The sequence below is a fragment of the Bradyrhizobium valentinum genome, assembly GCF_001440405.1.
In the GTDB taxonomy this organism is placed as follows: Bacteria; Pseudomonadota; Alphaproteobacteria; order Rhizobiales; family Xanthobacteraceae; genus Bradyrhizobium; species Bradyrhizobium valentinum.
Map to the genome: position 1 here is coordinate 1 of NZ_LLXX01000039.1, position 18,135 is coordinate 18,135.

The 18,135-nt window shown below is 62.3% G+C and carries 16 protein-coding genes; 12 read left to right on the plus strand and 4 right to left on the minus strand.

Going from position 1 to position 18,135, the window contains the following annotated elements; genetic code table 11:
• The first annotated feature begins 1 nt into the window (after position 1).
• Positions 2–598 carry a hypothetical protein gene (locus CP49_RS07395; RefSeq protein WP_057849638.1) on the plus strand — a complete coding sequence of 199 codons (597 nt, stop codon included), beginning with the start codon at positions 2–4 and terminating at the stop codon, positions 596–598.
• A gap of 117 nt (positions 599–715) precedes the next feature.
• On the opposite strand, the gene CP49_RS07400 is transcribed toward CP49_RS07395, so the two are convergent.
• From CP49_RS07400 to CP49_RS07415, 4 genes are all read right to left on the minus strand, one after another.
• On the minus strand, positions 716–1,753 hold the full coding sequence (locus tag CP49_RS07400; protein ID WP_057849639.1) for an ABC transporter permease: 1,038 nt from the start codon (positions 1,751–1,753) through the stop codon (positions 716–718).
• Positions 1,754–1,763: 10 nt separating this feature from the next.
• Positions 1,764–3,266 (minus strand): sugar ABC transporter ATP-binding protein, encoded by a 1,503-nt coding sequence (locus CP49_RS07405; protein ID WP_057849640.1) that lies wholly within the window; start codon positions 3,264–3,266, stop codon positions 1,764–1,766.
• Positions 3,267–3,272: 6 nt separating this feature from the next.
• Positions 3,273–4,292, minus strand: coding sequence for a sugar ABC transporter substrate-binding protein (locus CP49_RS07410; protein ID WP_057849641.1), 1,020 nt, complete (start codon positions 4,290–4,292; stop codon positions 3,273–3,275).
• A gap of 139 nt (positions 4,293–4,431) precedes the next feature.
• Entirely contained in the window at positions 4,432–4,839 is a 408-nt protein-coding gene (locus CP49_RS07415; protein WP_057849642.1) for a globin, read from the minus strand.
• A gap of 464 nt (positions 4,840–5,303) precedes the next feature.
• Between CP49_RS07415 and CP49_RS07420 the strand changes: the two genes are divergently transcribed.
• The 11 genes from CP49_RS07420 (at position 5,304) to CP49_RS07470 (ending at position 18,130) form a co-directional block, all read left to right on the plus strand.
• The gene (locus CP49_RS07420) at positions 5,304–5,678 is read left to right on the plus strand and encodes a DUF2946 domain-containing protein (protein ID WP_057849643.1); all 375 of its coding nucleotides are present in this window, start codon (positions 5,304–5,306) and stop codon (positions 5,676–5,678) included.
• 94 nt (positions 5,679–5,772) lie between these two features.
• Positions 5,773–8,157: a TonB-dependent receptor family protein gene (locus CP49_RS07425; protein WP_057849644.1), complete on the plus strand. Its 2,385-nt coding sequence runs from the start codon at positions 5,773–5,775 to the stop codon at positions 8,155–8,157.
• Between the two features lie 29 nt (positions 8,158–8,186).
• Complete coding sequence (locus tag CP49_RS07430) at positions 8,187–9,401, plus strand: sialidase family protein (protein ID WP_057849645.1); 1,215 nt, start codon at positions 8,187–8,189, stop codon at positions 9,399–9,401.
• A complete protein-coding gene (locus CP49_RS07435) occupies positions 9,398–9,904 on the plus strand; it encodes a TlpA family protein disulfide reductase (protein ID WP_057849646.1) in 507 nt (168 codons plus the stop codon). The genes CP49_RS07430 and CP49_RS07435 overlap by 4 nt, the downstream gene beginning before the upstream one ends.
• A 49-nt stretch (positions 9,905–9,953) precedes the next feature.
• Positions 9,954–10,331, plus strand: coding sequence for a DUF2946 domain-containing protein (locus CP49_RS07440; protein ID WP_057849647.1), 378 nt, complete (start codon positions 9,954–9,956; stop codon positions 10,329–10,331).
• A 153-nt stretch (positions 10,332–10,484) separates the two neighbouring features.
• Positions 10,485–12,638, plus strand: a complete 2,154-nt coding sequence (locus CP49_RS07445) for a TonB-dependent receptor family protein (RefSeq protein WP_245310576.1) — start codon at positions 10,485–10,487, stop codon at positions 12,636–12,638.
• 56 nt (positions 12,639–12,694) lie between these two features.
• Positions 12,695–13,201, plus strand: a complete 507-nt coding sequence (locus CP49_RS07450) for a copper chaperone PCu(A)C (RefSeq protein ID WP_057849649.1) — start codon at positions 12,695–12,697, stop codon at positions 13,199–13,201.
• A gap of 8 nt (positions 13,202–13,209) precedes the next feature.
• The gene (locus tag CP49_RS07455) at positions 13,210–13,734 is read left to right on the plus strand and encodes a YcnI family copper-binding membrane protein (RefSeq protein WP_057849650.1); all 525 of its coding nucleotides are present in this window, start codon (positions 13,210–13,212) and stop codon (positions 13,732–13,734) included.
• 10 nt (positions 13,735–13,744) lie between these two features.
• Positions 13,745–15,310, plus strand: a complete 1,566-nt coding sequence (locus CP49_RS07460) for a copper resistance CopC/CopD family protein (RefSeq protein WP_057849651.1) — start codon at positions 13,745–13,747, stop codon at positions 15,308–15,310.
• A gap of 150 nt (positions 15,311–15,460) precedes the next feature.
• Positions 15,461–16,780 (plus strand): proline--tRNA ligase, encoded by a 1,320-nt coding sequence (gene proS, locus CP49_RS07465; protein WP_057849652.1) that lies wholly within the window; start codon positions 15,461–15,463, stop codon positions 16,778–16,780.
• Between the two features lie 69 nt (positions 16,781–16,849).
• Positions 16,850–18,130 (plus strand): lipoprotein-releasing ABC transporter permease subunit, encoded by a 1,281-nt coding sequence (locus CP49_RS07470; protein WP_057849653.1) that lies wholly within the window; start codon positions 16,850–16,852, stop codon positions 18,128–18,130.
• The last annotated feature ends 5 nt before the right edge of the window (positions 18,131–18,135 follow it).

The window sequence follows — 18,135 nt, forward strand, 5'->3', positions numbered from 1 at the left end:
CGTGGCGGGGGCGGTCGCCGTGACGGTTCTCGTCGCGGCCGCGGTAGCGCAGACCACCCGACAGCCGACTGCGAAGGACTTGCGCCCCGTCCCGAGCTTCCAGAACATCGCCGATCAACAGGCGCGTTCGGTCGCGCTGTTCGAAGAGGCCGGCAAGGTGCTGCAGCACCCGCGTTGCGTAAACTGCCACCCGGCGACCGAGCGGCCGTTGCAGAGCGACGCGATGCGGCCGCATCAGCCGCTCGTGGTGCGCGGGGCCGACGGGCACGGCGTGCCCGGCATGACCTGCAATACCTGCCACCACGCCGCGAATTTCGATGCCGCCCGCGTGCCCGGCCATCCGCAATGGCACCTCGCCCCGGCGTCGATGGCTTGGGAGGGGCGTACGCTTGGCGAGATCTGCGCGCAGATCAAGGACCCGAACCGCAACGGCGGCAAGGACATGGCCGCGCTCCTTCACCACATGGCGGAGGACACGCTCGTGGGCTGGGGCTGGTCGCCCGGTCCGGGCCGCGAACCAGCGCCAGGCACGCAGGCCGCGTTCGGCGCCTTGCTGCGGGCCTGGGCTGATACTGGCGCGCATTGCCCGCCGTCATGAGGCCGAGGTGTTAACGCCGTATGCCGTCAGGAATGTGCGGGTCTTGGCTGCATCAAACGCGTTTCGCATCGGTCGCTGCAGGGCGACTGTCCCAAGGACCGATTTAGCGAGCGTGTGTTAGTCCGCCGTCCGCTCCCGCAAGCGCTGCGCATAGACGTTGATCACCAGCGCGGCCAGCAGGATCAGGCCGCGGATCAGGATCTTCAAAAAGCTGTCGATGTTGACGTGATCGAGCCCGTTGTTGAGGACGCCGAGCACGAACAGGCCGACAATGGTATTGCCGATGCCGCCGCGGCCGCCGAACAGGCTGGTGCCGCCGACTACCACCGCGGCGATCGAATCCAATAGATAAGTGTCGAACTCGTTCTGCTGGGCGCTGCCGAAATGCGCGACCCCAACCATGCCGCCGATGCCGGCGCACACGGCCGAGATGACCATGACGCTGCCGAGGATCAGCTTCACATTCAGCCCGGAATATTCAGCCGCCTCGCGGTTTCCGCCGACCATGTAAACGTAGCGGCCGAAGCGGGTATAGGTCAGCACCAGATGGCCGCCGAGCAGCATCAGCGCGGCCACGATCACGATCCAGGGAATGCCGCCGATCGAGGTCGATCCCAAGGTCGTGACCAGCGGGGGCACCTTGTAGGCGATCTGCCCGCGCACCAACAGCGCGGAGATGCCGGCCGCGATCTGCATCATCGCCAGCGTCATGATGAAGGAGGGGATCCCGATAACCGTCAGGCCGAAGGCGTTGACGAGGCCGAGCAGGGCGCAGAGCGCCAGAGCCAGCAGGATCGCTGCCCATCCGGGCATCGGGACGTTGGCGATGTTGACGTAGGATTCCTGCAGCGTGAAATAGGCGACCGCAATGCCGGTGACGTTGGCGATAGCGGCGATCGAAAGATCGATTTCAGCGCAGAGGATCACGAAGGTGAGGCCGACGGCGATGATGCCGGTGACCGAAATCTGGGTGAGGATGTTGCCGAAATTGTCCAGCGTCGCAAACGAGGGGCTGGCGGCCGCGAAGAAGCCGAACAGGCAGATCAGCGTCAGGAACGGCGCGATATTGCGCATCTGAGAGCGCAGCATCGCGGCGAGCCGGTGCGGGCGCTTGCGATCTGGAGCCGCGACTGTCACGCTTTCACCTGAAGTCATGTCGGTCTCCTCATGCCGCTTCCAAGAGGCGGTCCTTGCTGATTTGTTCGTTGGCAAACTCCCGCACCACCGCGCCGCGCTTGAGCACGATGACACGGTCGGCGAGCGACAGCACCGTCTCCGGCTCGGTGGAGAGCACGATGATGGCGAGTCCCTTGGCGCGCAGATCTCTGATGATGTGGATGACGTCGTTCTTGGCGCCGACGTCCATACCGCGGGTCGGCTCGCACAGCACCAATAGGCGCGGCGGATAGCTCAGCCATTTCGCCAGCGCTACCTTCTGCTGATTACCGCCGGACAGCATGCCGAGGTCGAGTTCAACCGCCGCCGGGCGGATCCGTAACTGGTCGACCTGCCGCGTGGCGATCGCGCGTTCGCGCGACGGCTTGAGCAGCAGGGATGAAATGCGATCGAGGATGCTGATCGAGATGTTCTTGTAGACCGGCTCCTGGTGGAACAGCATATCGCGCCGGCTCTCGGGCACGAAGGCGATTCCGGAACGCCTGGCATCCGCCGTACTGCGGAAGGCCTTTTGATTGCCCGCGACCGCGAGCGTGCCGAGATCGGGCTTTATTTTGCCGAACAGGATCCGCGCCAACTCAAGCTGTCCGCATCCCATGAAGCCGTAGATGCCGAGCACTTCGCCGGCGCGGGCCTCGAATGAAACCTCGCGCAGGCGGCCCGCCAGCGTCAGCCCGTTTGCGTTCAGCACCACCGGCTGATCGGTCGGCGGCGGCAACATGATGTCGTGGGTGTAGGTTTCTTCCAGTGCCTCGCGGCCCTTGCCGATCATCGCCTCGATCAACGTGGACTTGCTGGTCTCGACCGCCGGGGTCTCCGCGACTTTCCTGCCGTTGCGGAACACCGTCACGACATCAGAAACGCGCAGGATGTCCTCGATGAAATGGGAGATGAACACGATGCTGGTGCCTTCGCCCCGCAACTGCCGCAAGGTCGCGAACAGGCGCTCCACTTCGGGCGGCGACAGCGCCGAGGTCGGCTCGTCGAGAATGATGATGCGCGCGCCCGAAAACAGCACGCGGGCGATCTCGATCAGTTGCTGCAGGCCGATCGGCAGGTCGCCGAGCCGCGACATCGGGTCGACATCGATGCCGAACCGCTTCAACTGCTCGCCCGCCTCCCGCGCCATGCGGCGCCATTGCACGAGGCCGAGGCGGTTGGTCGGCTGGCTGCCCAGAAACACGTTCTCGGCCACCGTTAGGTCCGGCGCCACGCTGAGTTCCTGATGAACCATCGCGATGCCGGCTGCATGCGCGTCGCGCACCGATCGAAAACGAGTTTCCCGGCCGTCCAGGACGAACCGGCCGGAAAAATCCGCATGCACGCCGGCGATGATCTTCATCAGCGTGCTTTTCCCCGCGCCGTTCTCGCCGACGAGACCATGGATCTCGCCGGCGGTGAGCGCGAAGTCGACCCCACGAAGAGCTTCGACACCGCCGAAGGCCTTCGTGATCTCGTGCAGTTCGAGAATGGGCTGACGTTCCGATTGCATGCTGATTCAGATCAGGAAGTGGTCCTCCATCCATTGCATGCCGGCCGCGTTGGCTTTCGTCACCACCGGGCCGTCCGTGATCACGTGCTTCGGGATACCCTGTCCGCTCTTCTCGCCCGCGGTCACCGCGGCGACGCCGGCGATGATGGCGCCGCCATGGATGCGGCAGGAGGGATTGCGGACGGTCGCGAACATGCGGCCTTCGCTCACCGCCTGGATCGCCGGCGGCATGGCGTCGACGCCGCCGATCAGGATGTTGGTGCGGTTGCGTGCCTTCATGATGTTGTAGGCGGCCAGCGCCATGTCGTCATTGTGGAAGAATGCCGCATCGATCTGCGGGTGCTTCGTCAAATAGGTCTCCCATAACCGTGCCGTCTTCGAGACGTCCCAATCCGCCGGCTGGGTGTCGAGCACCTCGATGTTGGGGAATTGCTTCACCACCGTGTTGAAGCCCTTGGCGCGGCCCTGTGCGCCGGTATGGCCGAGTGCGCCCTGCGTCATGATGATCTTGCCCTTGCCACCCATCGCGTTGCAGAGCGCCTGGGTCACGGACGCGCCCATGAATTCATTGTCGGGTGCCAGGAAGGAATGAACCTTGATCTGGTCGAGCGGGGCGATCAGCGTGTCCATGTCGATCACGGGAATGCCGGCATCGATCATCTTCTGCACGGGCTGGGTCAGCGTGCCGATGCCGAACGCCTGGATGGCGACGAAGTCCCATTTCTGCGAGGCCATGTTGTCGATGGCGGCGCGCTGTTTGACTGCGTCGAGCTGGCCGTCGAACCAGGTCACCTCGACGTTGAACAGCTTGCCCCACCATTCCGCCGCCTGCTTGCCCTGGGCGCACCAGGTAGCCTGCAGGCCCGCATTGGAGAATGCAGCCTTCAACGGTTTTTCCGAACGTGCGGCCGCCGCCAGCGCCGGATTGATGCCCAGTCCCCCGAGCAGGGCGGTTGCTGCACCAGCCGCGCCTGCTGCCTGAAGAAGGTCGCGCCTGGTCGTTACGGATTTGTCAGTCCCGGACATCGTTTGCTCCCTCGCTTGTTCATTTGTTATCGCCGACGGCGTCGATTGCACGCACCGCGGATCGAGGCAGTCTTTCACACTCGGCGCGTTTGCTGCAACAATGACGTCCAAGGAATCTTTCAAGGGTGATCAGGGTCGATCATTCGCACTGCGCTGCAACGAGACCTTCGATGTCGCCGAGTAATTTCCGCCACGCCGCGTCGATGTCATCCGACCAGTCCGCGCCGATGACATCACGCAGCGTCTGCGCGATAAAGCCGAAGAACGCGACGAACAATTCGCGCGGCGTGCCGTAAGCGTCGTGCGAGGAAACTTCCGATGAGATCAGGCGGAAATGGCCGCTGCGTTCGCCGGCAAAATCCAGGATGGCCTCGATTGTCATCGCCAGCATCGAGCCCTTGACGAGTTCGCTGCCCTCGGTCCGAAACATCGTCCGCGCTTCGGGATGCGCGTCGAACAGCCGGCGATAGACCAGCGGCGTCAGATCCTCGCAGCGCGCGGCGGCCAGTTCAAAACTTCGCTCGATCGGATTGGACGATGCCGTCATTGCTGTTTGCAATCGTCTCAAAAAAAAAGAGCAGGGCGCCAAGCCCTGCTCAAAAATTGTGTCGACCCTTAATTTCCTCGAAAAGTGAGATTTGCTCTTGATTGTCGAGGCGACGCTGCTTGTGCGCGTCAGGGCTCCTCCCGAGACTTGGACCACCAAGCTTGAGCCTCTCGGCCAGCCTGAGCTTGAATTGGTAGACCATCTTCTTCGTCTTGTCACCATTTTCGGCAACGTTTGTTCAAAATTCCAGCACTCTGCGAAATGATTGGGAATTTGCTACTGACGGTTGTGGATTTAGCTGCAATACGCCCGAGGCTTGGTATTGGGGTAGGGCGCCTTCCAAATGCTGCAAAACGCATCGCTTTTCGCCAGCATCTCTCCTTGAAGCTGCAACATAATTCCGGGAACCTGATCTCGACTTCAGACTCTCATGGTGGTTAAGGTCTGAAGCGGATGGGATTGCGATGCGCCGCCGGCTGAAGAATTTTCTTCCAATTGTCCTGATTGCCCTGGTGGTGCAGATTTTTGCACCCATCGGCGCATGCTGGGCGGCGAGCATCGCGGCTTCCGATCCGCTCGCTGGCGCCATCATCTGCCATGGCAATAGCGCCGCCGATGCCGGGCAGGCCGACGACCAGACCAACCATCGCGCCCATGACGGATGCTGTTCGGTTTGCAGCGTGCTGCAGACCGGTGCGCCGGTCGACGTGCCGCAGACTGCGGCGATCGACGTCGATCGGGTTGCCGAGCAGGTGGCCTGGTTCGACTTTGCTTTCCGGCTGATAAACGCTCGCGCCGGCAGCCACGCGCAGGCGCGCGCGCCTCCCTCCATTTCCTGACTTCACTTGATCTTCGTCAGTGGTGCGGCCTGCGGCCGTGCCAGTTCGTTCAGTTGAAGCAAGCCGGCCAAAGAGCTGGCGTCAGGAATGTCTTATGTATCCCCATCGTGCCGTGGGAAGCGCGAGCCTGCTTGTGCTTGGCAGTGCGCTATCCCTCATGCCGTCGAACGCGAATGCCCAGACGGCGCTGCCGGCGGTGACCGTCGATGCGCCGCGCGCCGCGACCGCCAGACCTGCGGCTCGCAGGCCGGCCATTCGCGCGTCTACCCGGACCCAGGCCAGGCCACCTTCGGCCAATCCCGCGCCCGCCGCCTCGCTAACCGCCGGCATTACCCCGAGCGTGGCGCGCGCGCTGCTTTACCAGGCGCCGAACGGCCAGACCGAAACGACCATCGATCGCAGCCAGTTCGACAACCGGCCGGCGTTCTCCATTGCCGACGTGCTGCGCGAGAGCCCCGGCATCTCGGTGAAGCAGGGCAACGGGCCGCGCGATGTCGGCATTTCGATCCGGGGCTCCAATGCCCGCAACGGTTTTGGCATCCGCAATCTCGTGATTTTCGACGACGGCTTCCCGGTCACGCAGCCGGACGGGCTTTCTCGCAGCGACCTGATCGATCCCAAGGCCTATGGCGCGATCGATGTCATCCGGGGGCCATCGTCGGCGCTCTTTGGCAATTATGCGACCGGCGGCGCGCTCAATTTCCGCACCCGCCTGGGGCGTACCATTGACGGGGTCGAATACGGCGTCGATGGCGGCAGCTTCGGCTATCTCAACAACTATCTCGCTGCGGGCAAGAAGGTCGGCAATTTCGAGTACTCGTTGTTCGCCAGCGACGCGCGCGGCGACGGTTTTATCCAGAATAGCTGGTTCAACACCCAGACGGTGAATTTCTTAGGCACGTTGCAGGCGACGCCCGACGATCGGTTCACGGTCAAGTTCATCAACAACAATCTCGATACAAGGCTGCCGATCCGGCTGTCACTCAACCAGTATTATCAGAACCCGTTCCAGCAGGGCTGCGAGATGGCGGGCATCGCCGACTGCGCCTCAGTTAACCTCCTCAACAACGGCTTCAACGGCAGAAGGACTCCGATCACCGCCATCCAGGCCGGGCTCGGCCGCGAAGATCGCCGCACCATCGTCGGCGGCAGATGGGAGCACGACTTCGACAATACGACGACCTGGCGCAACCAGTTCGTGTTCGACGACCGCAATATCAGCCAGCCGACGGGAGCGACCAGCGCGATCGGCGATTTCCCGTCGTACAACTACATGAGCGATGTCACCAAGCGCGGCGAAATCCTCGGCATGGAATCGACGACGTATTTCGGCGCGTTCTACAACACGCTGACGGCATCAAGCGACTCACGCCACGTCATGCCTGGAGGCAATGCGAGGCTCGGCCTTCTGCAGAGCAATACCTGGAGCGCCACCACGAACTATGGCGTTCGCGCGCGCGAGGAGCTCAAGCTGGCGCCGAACCTGACCGCAGTCGCCGGGATCGGATGGGAAGCGACTCATCTGAAGGGGATCAACACCTCTTACGCCTACAACACGCCCAATGTCCCGACGGCGACGCCGGGGGTACCGATCGTCGCCGACCGACAGTTTCAGAACACCGCGCCCGAACTGGCGCTGCTGTACAAGCTGAACAGTGAGTGGCTGTTCAGGGCACGCGTGGCTACCGGATACGGCACGCCGCAGGTCGGCAACCTCTTCGTCCTCTCCGACGGCCGGAACGGCAACAATACACAGCTAAAGACGCAGCAGAACCTCGGTTACGACATCGGGTTCGATTGGACGCCGAACAACGCGCTCAAATTCAGCGCGACCGGCTTCTACGAATTCTTCAAAAACGAGTTGGTTTCGCAAGCCACCCAGGCCGGCGCGCCCAATGCAAGCTTCACGTTCAACGCCCCGAAATCGGAACATCGGGGCGTAGAACTGGCCGCCGACTGGAAGTTCCATCCCGGCTGGCGTTTCACGGCCGCCTACACCTATCTCGACGAGGTCTATACAGAATACACCGAGAATATCGTCAACGGTGCGACGTTCAGCTTCAACCGCGCGGGCAACAAGATTCCCGGCATCTCGCCGAACGAACTCACGGCGCGGCTCGGCTATGATCAAATGTGGGGCCCGCTTGCAGGCCTTGGCGCATTCGTCGAGGTCCAATGGAAAGATTCGTTCTACATGGACAACGCCAATCTCTTGAAGGCGCCCGGCTATGAACTGGTCAATCTCAATGTGCACTACAACACGGACCTGGTATCGGACTATTTCAAGTCGTTGAGCATGTATGTCGAAGTCAGGAACGTGTTTGACCGGACCTATGTGGCTTCCGCGAACAACATCGCAAACTCGGTCACGACCGCTGGTGCTCCAAATCTAGCGAACGTACTGGCGAATACGACGGGTTCGATCTACGCGGGTTCCCCACGCGCGTTCATTGCTGGAATGAAGTTGGCGTTCAAATGACCGGACGACAACGCAGGAGGAGTAAAGCCATGCTGCGAATGAGCCTGCTCGCGACGCTCGCCCTCTCGCTTTGCCAAACCGCAGCGCATGCGCAAATGAGCCATCATCATCACGCTTCGGAAGCGGCGTGCGAGGAGGCTGACTTGCGCTGCGCGTCGAAGGTGACGCCGGCCTTCGCGTCAGACGGAACGCTGTGGCTCGCCTGGATGGCGGGAGGCCGGATATCGGTGGCGAGTTCGAAGGATCAGGGGCGCAGCTTTTCGACGCCGGTTCAGGTGACCAGGGAAAAGCTCAACCTCGATTGGGGGCCGGATGCGCGTCCCCAGATCGTCGTCGAGAAAACCGGCGGCATCGCGCTGGCGTTTTCGATCTTCAGGGACAAGGCGTTCAACGGCCAGGTGCTCACCACAAGGTCGGCCGATGACGGCCAAAGCTTTGCCGAGTTGCAGCCGATCACAGCGAGTAACGAGAGCCAGCGCTTTGTGGCGCTCGGCCTCGATGTGGACGGTTCCGCGTTTGCAGCCTGGATCGACAAGCGCAATCGGGTGCCCGCGCAGCAGAGCGGGAAGAAGTATGAGGGGGCAGCGCTGTTCTTCACGTCATCGAAGGACGGCGGCGCGACCTATGCCGAGGCGCGGCTGGCGAGCGACAACACCTGCGAATGCTGCCGGCTCGGTCTGGCGTTTGCTGGCCCCGGCCGTCCCGTTGTCGTGTTCAGGAACATCTTCGAAGGCGGTGTGCGGGATCACGCGGTCATGACGTTCGCCGATCCGGCGACGCCGGGTGAGGTTCGCCGCGTCAGCAACGACGATTGGCAGATCGCCGCGTGCCCGCACCATGGGCCAAGTCTTTCGATCTCGCCCGCGGGCACCTATCACATTGCCTGGTACACCAACGGCAAGGCTCGCAAGGGGTTGTTCTACGCCCGCTCGGGCGACGAGGGCCGGACGTTTTCCGATCCGCTTGCGCTTGGCCGCGCCGATCGCAATCCCACGCGGCCTCACGTGCTGACGGGACCGCGCGGCGCCACCATGGTCTGGAAGGAGTTCGACGGCGAGAAGACCTCGGTCAACGCGATGACTTCGCGTGATGAGGGCAAGAGCTGGTCAAAACCTGTCGCAATCGCCACGACGACTGATACGTCCGACCACCCGTTGCTGGTCAGCGACGGGCAGAAAGTCTATCTTTCCTGGATGACCAAGGCCGACGGATATCGCCTTCTGCCGATCGGAGACGGATCATGAAACGCTGCCTGTTGGCTGCAATATTCCTCATTGTCTCTCTCGCCGCCGCGCCGGGAGCCGAGGCGCCTTCCGAGTTCAAGCTGAAGCCGTTCGTGCGGGGAAGCTGGCAGGACGTGCTGCGTTCGCACGCCGGGCGTCCGACGCTGGTGCATTTCTGGGGAGTTACCTGCGGCCCTTGCAAGATCGAATTGCCGCTGCTCGGACAATTCATGAAGGACCATTCCGAGATCGACGTCGTGATGGTCAGCGCTGATCTCGTTCCGAATCTGCCCGGCCCAACGCGCGCGATGCTGGAGAAGGCCGGGCTGGGGTCGGCGGAGAACTGGATTTTCAGCGACGGCTTTGTCGAACGCCTCCGATTCGAGATCGACCCGGCCTGGCAGGGCGAGATCCCGCGCACGCTGCTGATTGGACGGGACGGAACCGTCACCGCGATCGAAGGTTCGGCCGAAATACCGGATCTCGAAAAATGGCTGGACCGGCAAAAGGCTGCGGCGAAATGAGAAACGTGCATAGTAGGTGGTACGGCGACTCGGACGCTTTGGGGTGAACATGCGACGGCGGCTGGAAGTCTTCATTCCAATCGTACTGCTCTCGATCATGGTGCAATTGCTGGCGCCGATCGGGGCATTTCGCGCCGTCGCACATGCGGTCTCCGATCCGCTGTACATGGCGACGATCTGTCCCGGCATGGCGTCTTCGCAAGACGATTCTCAGACGAACTCTGTCACGCCGCAGCACGGCGCCAATTGCTGCGGGTTCTGCAGCGTCGGCCATGGTGGCGCCGTTGCGGTCGAACCGCCGCCGTTGATCTTTGTCGTCCTGCAGCGCCAATACCAGTTCATCACATGGCTGGAAGCCACGGATGATATGCCGCCGGCACGCGCCGGCTCGCACGCGCAGGCGCGTGCGCCACCGTCCTTTTCCTGACCTCACTTGACCTCCGTCAAATAGTGCGGCCCGCGCCGTGCCTGTTCGTTCAATTGAGCAAAGCCGGCCAGAGAGCTGGCGTCAGGATTATCCATGTTTCGTCTTGCATCACCCGTCGGGCTCGTGCGCAGCACGCTGCTGGCATCGGCCGTCATGTTCGTATCGCCGTTTGGCGCCGAAGCGCAGACCCGCCCATCAAGTCTTCCGCCGGTAACCGTCACAGCGCCGGAACAGCAACGCGCCACCAGCGCCCGTCCGCCCCGCAACGCTGCGCGTTCCGCCCGTACCGTTCGGCAGGCGCGCGCTCCAGCGCCGCAGACGGCGAGCGATCAGGGGCAGGGTGGCCGCGGCGCGCTGGCGGTGCTCAGCGCGCAGCAGGCGCTGACTGAGATCAACAACACTCCGGGCGGCGTCGCGATCGTGCCGGCCGAGGCCTACAAGAATTCGACAGTCGCGAACACCATCAAAGACATTCTGGACTACGTGCCCGGCGTCTTTGCGCAGCCGAAATGGGGCGACGATACAAGGCTTTCGATCCGCGGTTCAGGCCTGTCGCGCAACTTCCATCTGCGCGGCGTGCAGCTCTACATGGACGGCATTCCGATCAACACCGCCGACGGCTATGGCGACTTTCAGGAGATCGACCCGACCGCCTACAAATATGTCGAGGTCTACAAGGGCGCCAATGCGCTGCAGTTCGGCGCGAACTCGCTCGGCGGCGCCATCAATTTCGTGACGGCGACCGGCCGCGATCCGTTCCCGAACGGGGTGTCGGCTGATATGGGCGCGTTCGGCTTCAAGCGGTTGCAAGCCAATGCCAGCGGAGGCAACGGACCGTGGGACGGATTTGTTACCGCCGCGACGCAGGCGTCCGACGGCTTCCGGGACCACAGTTTCGGCAGCAGCACCCGCGTCAGCGGCAATGTCGGCTATCAGTTCTCGCCGGACGCCGAAACACGGTTCTATTTCAACGCCAACGAAGTTCGCCAGCGCATCCCCGGCACCGTCACCAAGCAATCGGCCCTGACCAATCCTGAAGCCGCCGCGCCCAACAACGTCACGATGGATCAGCAGCGCAACATCGACACTGTACGGATCGCCAACAAGACCACGATCCGGCTCGACGACACTAAGATCGAGTTCGGCGCGTTCGGCGTCGACCGCCATTTGATGCACCCGATCTTCCAGTGGCTCGACTACCGCTACAAGGACTACGGAGCCTTCGCCAAGGTTACCGATGACCGCTTCATCGGTGGTTTCCGCAACCGCCTCGTCGCCGGCGTCAACATCCTGAACGGCAACATCGACAACCAGCAGTTCGCGAATATCAGCGGGCAAAAGGGCGCGCTGCTGTCGTCCTCGATCGACCGCTCAAAAAATACCTCGTTCTATGTCGAGGACAGTTTCTACTTCCTGCCGAACGTCGCCGCGATTGCCGGCACGCAATTCCTCTACGCCACCCGCGACCGGCAGGATCGCTTCTTGAGCAATGGCGACCAGTCAGGATCGACCGAGTTCAATCTCTGGTCACCGAAGGCCGGCCTGCTCTGGAATATCGATCCGACCTGGCAGGCGTTTGCCAACATCTCGCGAAGCGCCGAGGTGCCGAGTTTCGGCGAAAGCTCGAACGGAGCGGGGGGCACACCCGTCATTCCTTTCACCAGCATCCGCCCGCAGATCGCCACTACCTATGAGATCGGAACGAGGATGAAGCGGCCCGATTACGCCTGGGAGATAACGGCCTATCGCGCCAATATTCGTGACGAGTTGCAATGTCTCTTCGGCAACCTCACCGGAACCTGTAACGTCGCCAATGCCGATCGCACCATTCACCAGGGCATCGAAGCGGGGGCGGGGGCCGCGATCTTCCGTGGCATTTTCAACAATGGTCCGGCGCCCGACAAGCTCTGGCTGAACATGGCCTACACGTTCAACGACTTCCGTTTCGACAACGATCCGAACTTCCGCAACAACCTCCTGCCCGGAGCCCCCCGTCACTATCTCCGCGCCGAGCTGCTGTACAAGAACCCGACCGGTTTCTATTTCGGGCCGAATGTCGAATGGGTGCCGCAGGCCTATTTTGTCGACAACGCGAACACGGTGAAGACCGAGGCCTATGCGCTGTTGGGGTTGAAGATGGGCTTCGACAACGGCGGTCCGGTTTCGGCCTACATCGAGGGGCGCAATCTCACGAACAAGGCCTATATCGCCAGCACCAGCATCATCAATCAGGCCACCGCTACGTCACCATTGTTTGAACCAGGCAACGGAAGGGCTGTTTTTGCTGGGATGAAGTACAGATGGTAGGTATCCACGCGACGCAAGCCACAATGCGGAACCCGTTTGAACACGAAAGTCGGACCATGAAGAACATTACGCGCACGTTTGCCTGTGCCGCAGCCCTGTTTGCTCTCGTGGGTGCGCCCGCGCACGCCCAGGAGGTCAAAGCCGGTGATCTCGTCATCACGCAGGTCTGGAGCCGCGCCACTCCGACTGGCGCGAAGGTTGCTGGCGGCTATCTCACGATCGAGAACAAGGGCGCGGCCCCGGACCGGCTGATCAGCGGCTCCGGCGATTTCGCTGGCAAGGTCGAGATTCACGAGATGGCGATGAACAACGGCGTCATGACCATGCGTCCGCTCGACAAGGGGCTGCCGATCGAGCCGGGCAAGACCGTCAAGCTTGCGCCGGGCGGCTACCATTTGATGCTGATGGATCTGAAGGGGCCACTCAAGCAGGGCGACAAGGTGCCGCTCACGCTCGAATTCGAGAAGGCCGGCAAGGTGACGCTGTCGCTCGACGTGCAGGCGGTCGGCGCGCAGGCGCCTGCGGGTGAAATGAAGCACGATCATTCCGGCACGAAGAAGTAGGGGCGGTGATGTTGAAAGGTGGTTTTGCTTTCGTGGCCCTGTCCGCGCTCGCTGCCTCTTCGGCAAGCGCGCATGTCACCCTCGAGAGGCGGCAGGCGCCGGTGGGTTCGTACTACAAGGCGGTGTTTGCTGTGCCGCATGGTTGCGCGGGATCGCCGACTACCAAAATCCGGGTCCAAATTCCGGAAGGCGTGATCGGCATCAAGCCGATGCCGAAGCCCGGCTGGACCGTCGAGATGGTTAAGGGAAAGTACGCGACCGAATATGAGTTTCACGGCGGCAAGATATCCGAGGGCGTCAAGGAAGTGATGTGGAGCGGTGGCAAGCTTGCCGATGACAATTTCGATGAATTCGTCTTCTCCAGCTTTCTCACGCCTGGCCTGAAGCCGGACACCACGCTTTATTTTCCCGTGGTGCAGGAATGCGAGCAGGGGGTCAGCCGCTGGATCGATGTTCCGGCCGGAGGCCAGAGCGGCCATGGACATGACAGCAAGACGCCGGCGCCGGGCCTCAAGCTGATCGGAAAACCGTAAAGCCATCCCGATGGAGCGCGTGCTCGCTAGCCTTGCCGCGCTGCTGTCGGCTCTATTCATTGCAAACGCCGCGTGGGCTCATGCGACGCTGCTTTCTTCGGAACCGGCCGATGGCAGCGTGCTGGCGCAGGCGCCGAAGATGGTGCAGTTGCACTTCAACGAAGGCGTGACGCCTGCGGTAATCGGCCTGATCGATGCCGGCGGCAAAGCGCGCGACGTTGCCTCGCGCGCGGTTGGCCAATCTATCTTGATCGTTCTGCCCGAAGATCTGCCGCAGGGTACGCAGATTGTCAGCTACCGCGTCGTCTCGCAGGACGGTCATCCCGTTGCGGGGTCGTTGGTGTTTTCGATCGGTGCCGTGACCGGGGCTGCGCCGCCCGCGAAGACAAGTCCGTTGGCGCTGCTGATCTGGCTGGCGCGGATCGGGGTCTATCTCGGGCTGTTTGTCGGCGTAGGTGGTGCGTTCTTCGCGGCCTGGATCGGGCAGGGCCCGAGCGGATCGACGGTCAGCCGCGGCGCGCTTGCCATCGGTCTCGTCAGTGCGGTTGCCTCGCTTGGCTTGCAAGGTCTCGATCTTCTCAATCTTCCCCTTCGGGCTATCGTGACATCTGCGCCGTGGACCAGTGCGCTCGCGACCTCCCTTGGGCCGTCGCTGTTGATTGCAATCGTGGTGATGGCCATCGCCTGGTTCGCATGGCAAAGCCCGAGCATCTTGATTTCCCGGGTGCTGACCACGCTCGCCATGGCGGGCGTCGGGCTGTCGCTGGCAGCCAGCGGGCATGCGGCGACGGCCTCACCGCAATGGCTGACGCGTCCGTCATTGCTCCTGCATGGCATTGCTGCCGCTTACTGGATCGGTGCATTGGCACCGCTGGCGGCCATGGCGCGCCAGCGCAGGGACGACCTCCCGCGCGTCCTCAAGCAATTTTCGGCCCTCGCACTGCCGCTGGTCGGCCTATTGGTGCTGAGCGGACTGGTGCTTTCGATCATCCAGGTCGGAAGTTGGCGCGCGCTAATCGAGACCCAATACGGCATCATCCTCTCGATCAAGCTGACGCTGGTGATCCTGCTCCTTGGCTTGGCGGCGCTGAACAGGTTTCTTTTCACGCCTGCGGTCGTTGCGCGCGACGAGAACAACCGGCCGCTGCTGCGATCGATCCTCATCGAATGCGTGCTCGTCGTTTGCATTCTTGCCGTCGTCGCCACCTGGCGCTTCACACCGCCGCCGCGCGCGTCGGTTGCGCCCGCTGCAACGCCGCTCTCGGTTCATATCCACACCGATGCAGCGATGTTTCAGGTGCTGGTTTCGCCGGGCAGGGTGGGCGCCAATGACTTTGTGCTGCAATTGATGACGGGAGACGCGGCGCTATTGCCGGCCAAGGAGGCGACGCTGATCCTAAGCTTGCCGGAGCGCGGCATCGAGCCGATGGAACGTCGCGCGACGCTGGGGCCGGACGGCTACTGGCACGTGCGCGGCGTGGCGCTGCCGCTGCCCGGCCGCTGGCGGATGCAGATCGATGCGCTGGTGACCGATTTCCAGAAGATCACGCTGCAGGACGACTTGCAGGTGCGCTGACACCGGCTCGCGGGTCCGTTCCAACCCGCCAAAATGGCTCTCAAATCCGCGTTTCCGGCCGCTTTTCACACTTCCCGGCCTTGTATTTTCACACCCGATCCGGTTTCACTGCACCTCTTCCAATATCCCACTGATTCCTCGAGTTGACCCATGCGATTGTCGCGGTTTTTTCTGCCCATACTGAAAGAGAATCCGAAAGAGGCGGAGATCGTCTCGCATCGCCTGATGCTGCGCGCAGGCATGATGCGGCAAGAAGCGGCCGGCATTTACGCCTGGCTGCCGCTGGGCTTTCGAGTCTTGAAGAAAATCGAGCAGATCGTTCGTGAGGAACAGGACCGCGCCGGTGCGCTGGAACTGTTGATGCCGACGCTGCAGCTCGCCGACCTCTGGCGCGAGAGCGGCCGTTACGACGCCTACGGTCCGGAGATGCTGCGCATCGCAGACCGTCACAAGCGCGAATTGCTGTACGGGCCGACCAACGAGGAAATGATCACGGAGATCTTCCGCGCCTATGTGAAATCCTACAGGAACCTGCCGCTGAACCTCTATCACATCCAGTGGAAGTTCCGCGACGAGCAGCGCCCGCGTTTCGGTGTGATGCGCGGCCGCGAATTCCTGATGAAGGACGCTTACTCCTTCGACATCGACGAGGCGGCCGCGCGCCGTTCCTATAACCGGATGTTCGTCGCCTATCTGCGTACCTTTGCGCGGATGGGATTGAAGGCGATCCCGATGCGCGCCGAGACCGGCCCGATCGGCGGCGATCTCAGCCACGAATTCATCGTGCTGGCGGAAACCGGCGAGTCCGGCGTGTTCTGCAACAGCGACGTGCTCAACCTGCCGATCCCGCCCGACGATGTCGATTATGATGGCGATCTCACTGACATCATCAAGCAATGGACGTCGGTCTATGCCGCGACCGAGGACGTCCACGATGCCGATCGCTACGAACGTGAAGTACCTGCCGACAAGCGCGTCAACACGCGCGGCATCGAGGTCGGCCAGATCTTCTATTTCGGCACCAAATATTCCGATGCGATGAAGGCGCTGGTCGCAGGTCCCGATGGCGTCGACGTGCCGATCCATGGCGGTTCCTACGGCGTCGGGGTCTCGCGCCTGGTCGGCGCCATCATCGAGGCCTGTCACGACGATGCCGGCATCAAATGGCCGGAAGCCGTGGCGCCGTTCACCGCCGTGATCTTGAATTTGAAGCAGGGCGACTCGGCCGTCGACAGCGCCTGCGAGAAGCTTTATCGCGAGCTTCAGGCCAAGGGCGTCGACGTGCTCTATGACGATACCGACCAGCGTGCGGGAGCGAAGTTCGCCGCCGCCGACCTGATCGGCATCCCCTGGCAGATTCTGGTGGGGCCGAAGGGCCTCGCCGAGGGCAAGCTCGAGATCAAGCGGCGCAGCGACGGTTCGCGCGAGAATCTCAGCCTGGCGGAAGTGGTGGCGAAGATCGCGGGATAAGATATCCACCGCGTCTGTAATGTTGGCCAATAAGGCCACATTTGGCCCGAATCATGGGATTATCGAGTAATGGATGAGACCATGAACGAGACAGCCCGAACCCCGCCTTTTGCGCCCTTCGAATGGCTGTTGTCCGGACGTTACCTGCGGGCGCGTCGCAAGGAAGGCTTCATTTCGGTCATCGCCGGCTTTTCGTTCCTCGGCATCATGCTCGGCGTCGCCACGCTGATCATCGTGATGGCCGTGATGAACGGCTTCCGCAAGGAACTCCTGGACAAGATCCTCGGGCTGAACGGTCATCTTTTGGTACAGCCGCTGGAATCGCCGCTGACCGACTGGAAGGACGTCGCCGAGCGCATCAGCCAGGTCGACGGCATCCGCCTTGCCGCGCCGGTCGTGGACGGTCAGGCGCTGGCATCCTCGGCCTTCAATGCCGCCGGCGTGCTGGTGCGCGGCATGCGCTCTGCGGACCTCAACAACCTCACCTCGATCGCCAAGAACATCAAACAGGGCACGATGGAAGGTTTTGACGAAGGGCAGGGCGTCATCATCGGACGCCGGCTCGCCGATCAATTGTCGCTGCACGCCGGCGACACCATCACGCTGGTTGCGCCCAAGGGTGCAGTGACCCCGATGGGAACCACGCCGCGCATAAAGCCCTACAAGGTGGCGGCCGTGTTCGAGATCGGCATGTCCGAATATGACGCCAGCTTCGTGTTCATGCCGCTGCCGGAGTCCCAGGCCTATTTCAACCGCAAGGACGACGTGACCGCGATCGAGATCTTCACCACCAATCCGGATCGAATCGACGCGTTCCGCAAGAGCGTGACGGAGGCGGCCGGGCGGCCGGTATTTCTGGTCGACTGGCGGCAGCGCAATTCGACCTTCTTCAACGCGCTTCAGGTCGAGCGCAACGTGATGTTTTTGATCCTGACCATGATCGTGCTGGTTGCCGCGCTCAACATCGTTTCCGGCCTGATCATGCTGGTCAAGGACAAGGGGCAGGACATCGCCATCCTGCGCACGATGGGCGCCTCGCAGGGCTCGATCATGCGGATATTCCTGATCACGGGCGCGGCGATCGGCGTGGTCGGCACGCTGACCGGCTTCTTCGTCGGCATGCTGATCTGCCTGAACATCGAATCGATCCGGCAGTTCCTGTCCTGGATGACCAACACCGAATTGTTCTCGCCGGAACTCTATTTCCTCTCCCGGCTTCCGGCCGAGATCGATTTCGGCGAGACCACCGCGGTCGTGATCATGGCGCTGACGCTGTCGTTCCTGGCTACGCTCTATCCGTCCTGGCGCGCCGCCCGCCTCGATCCCGTCGACGCGCTCCGGTATGAGTGAGGACG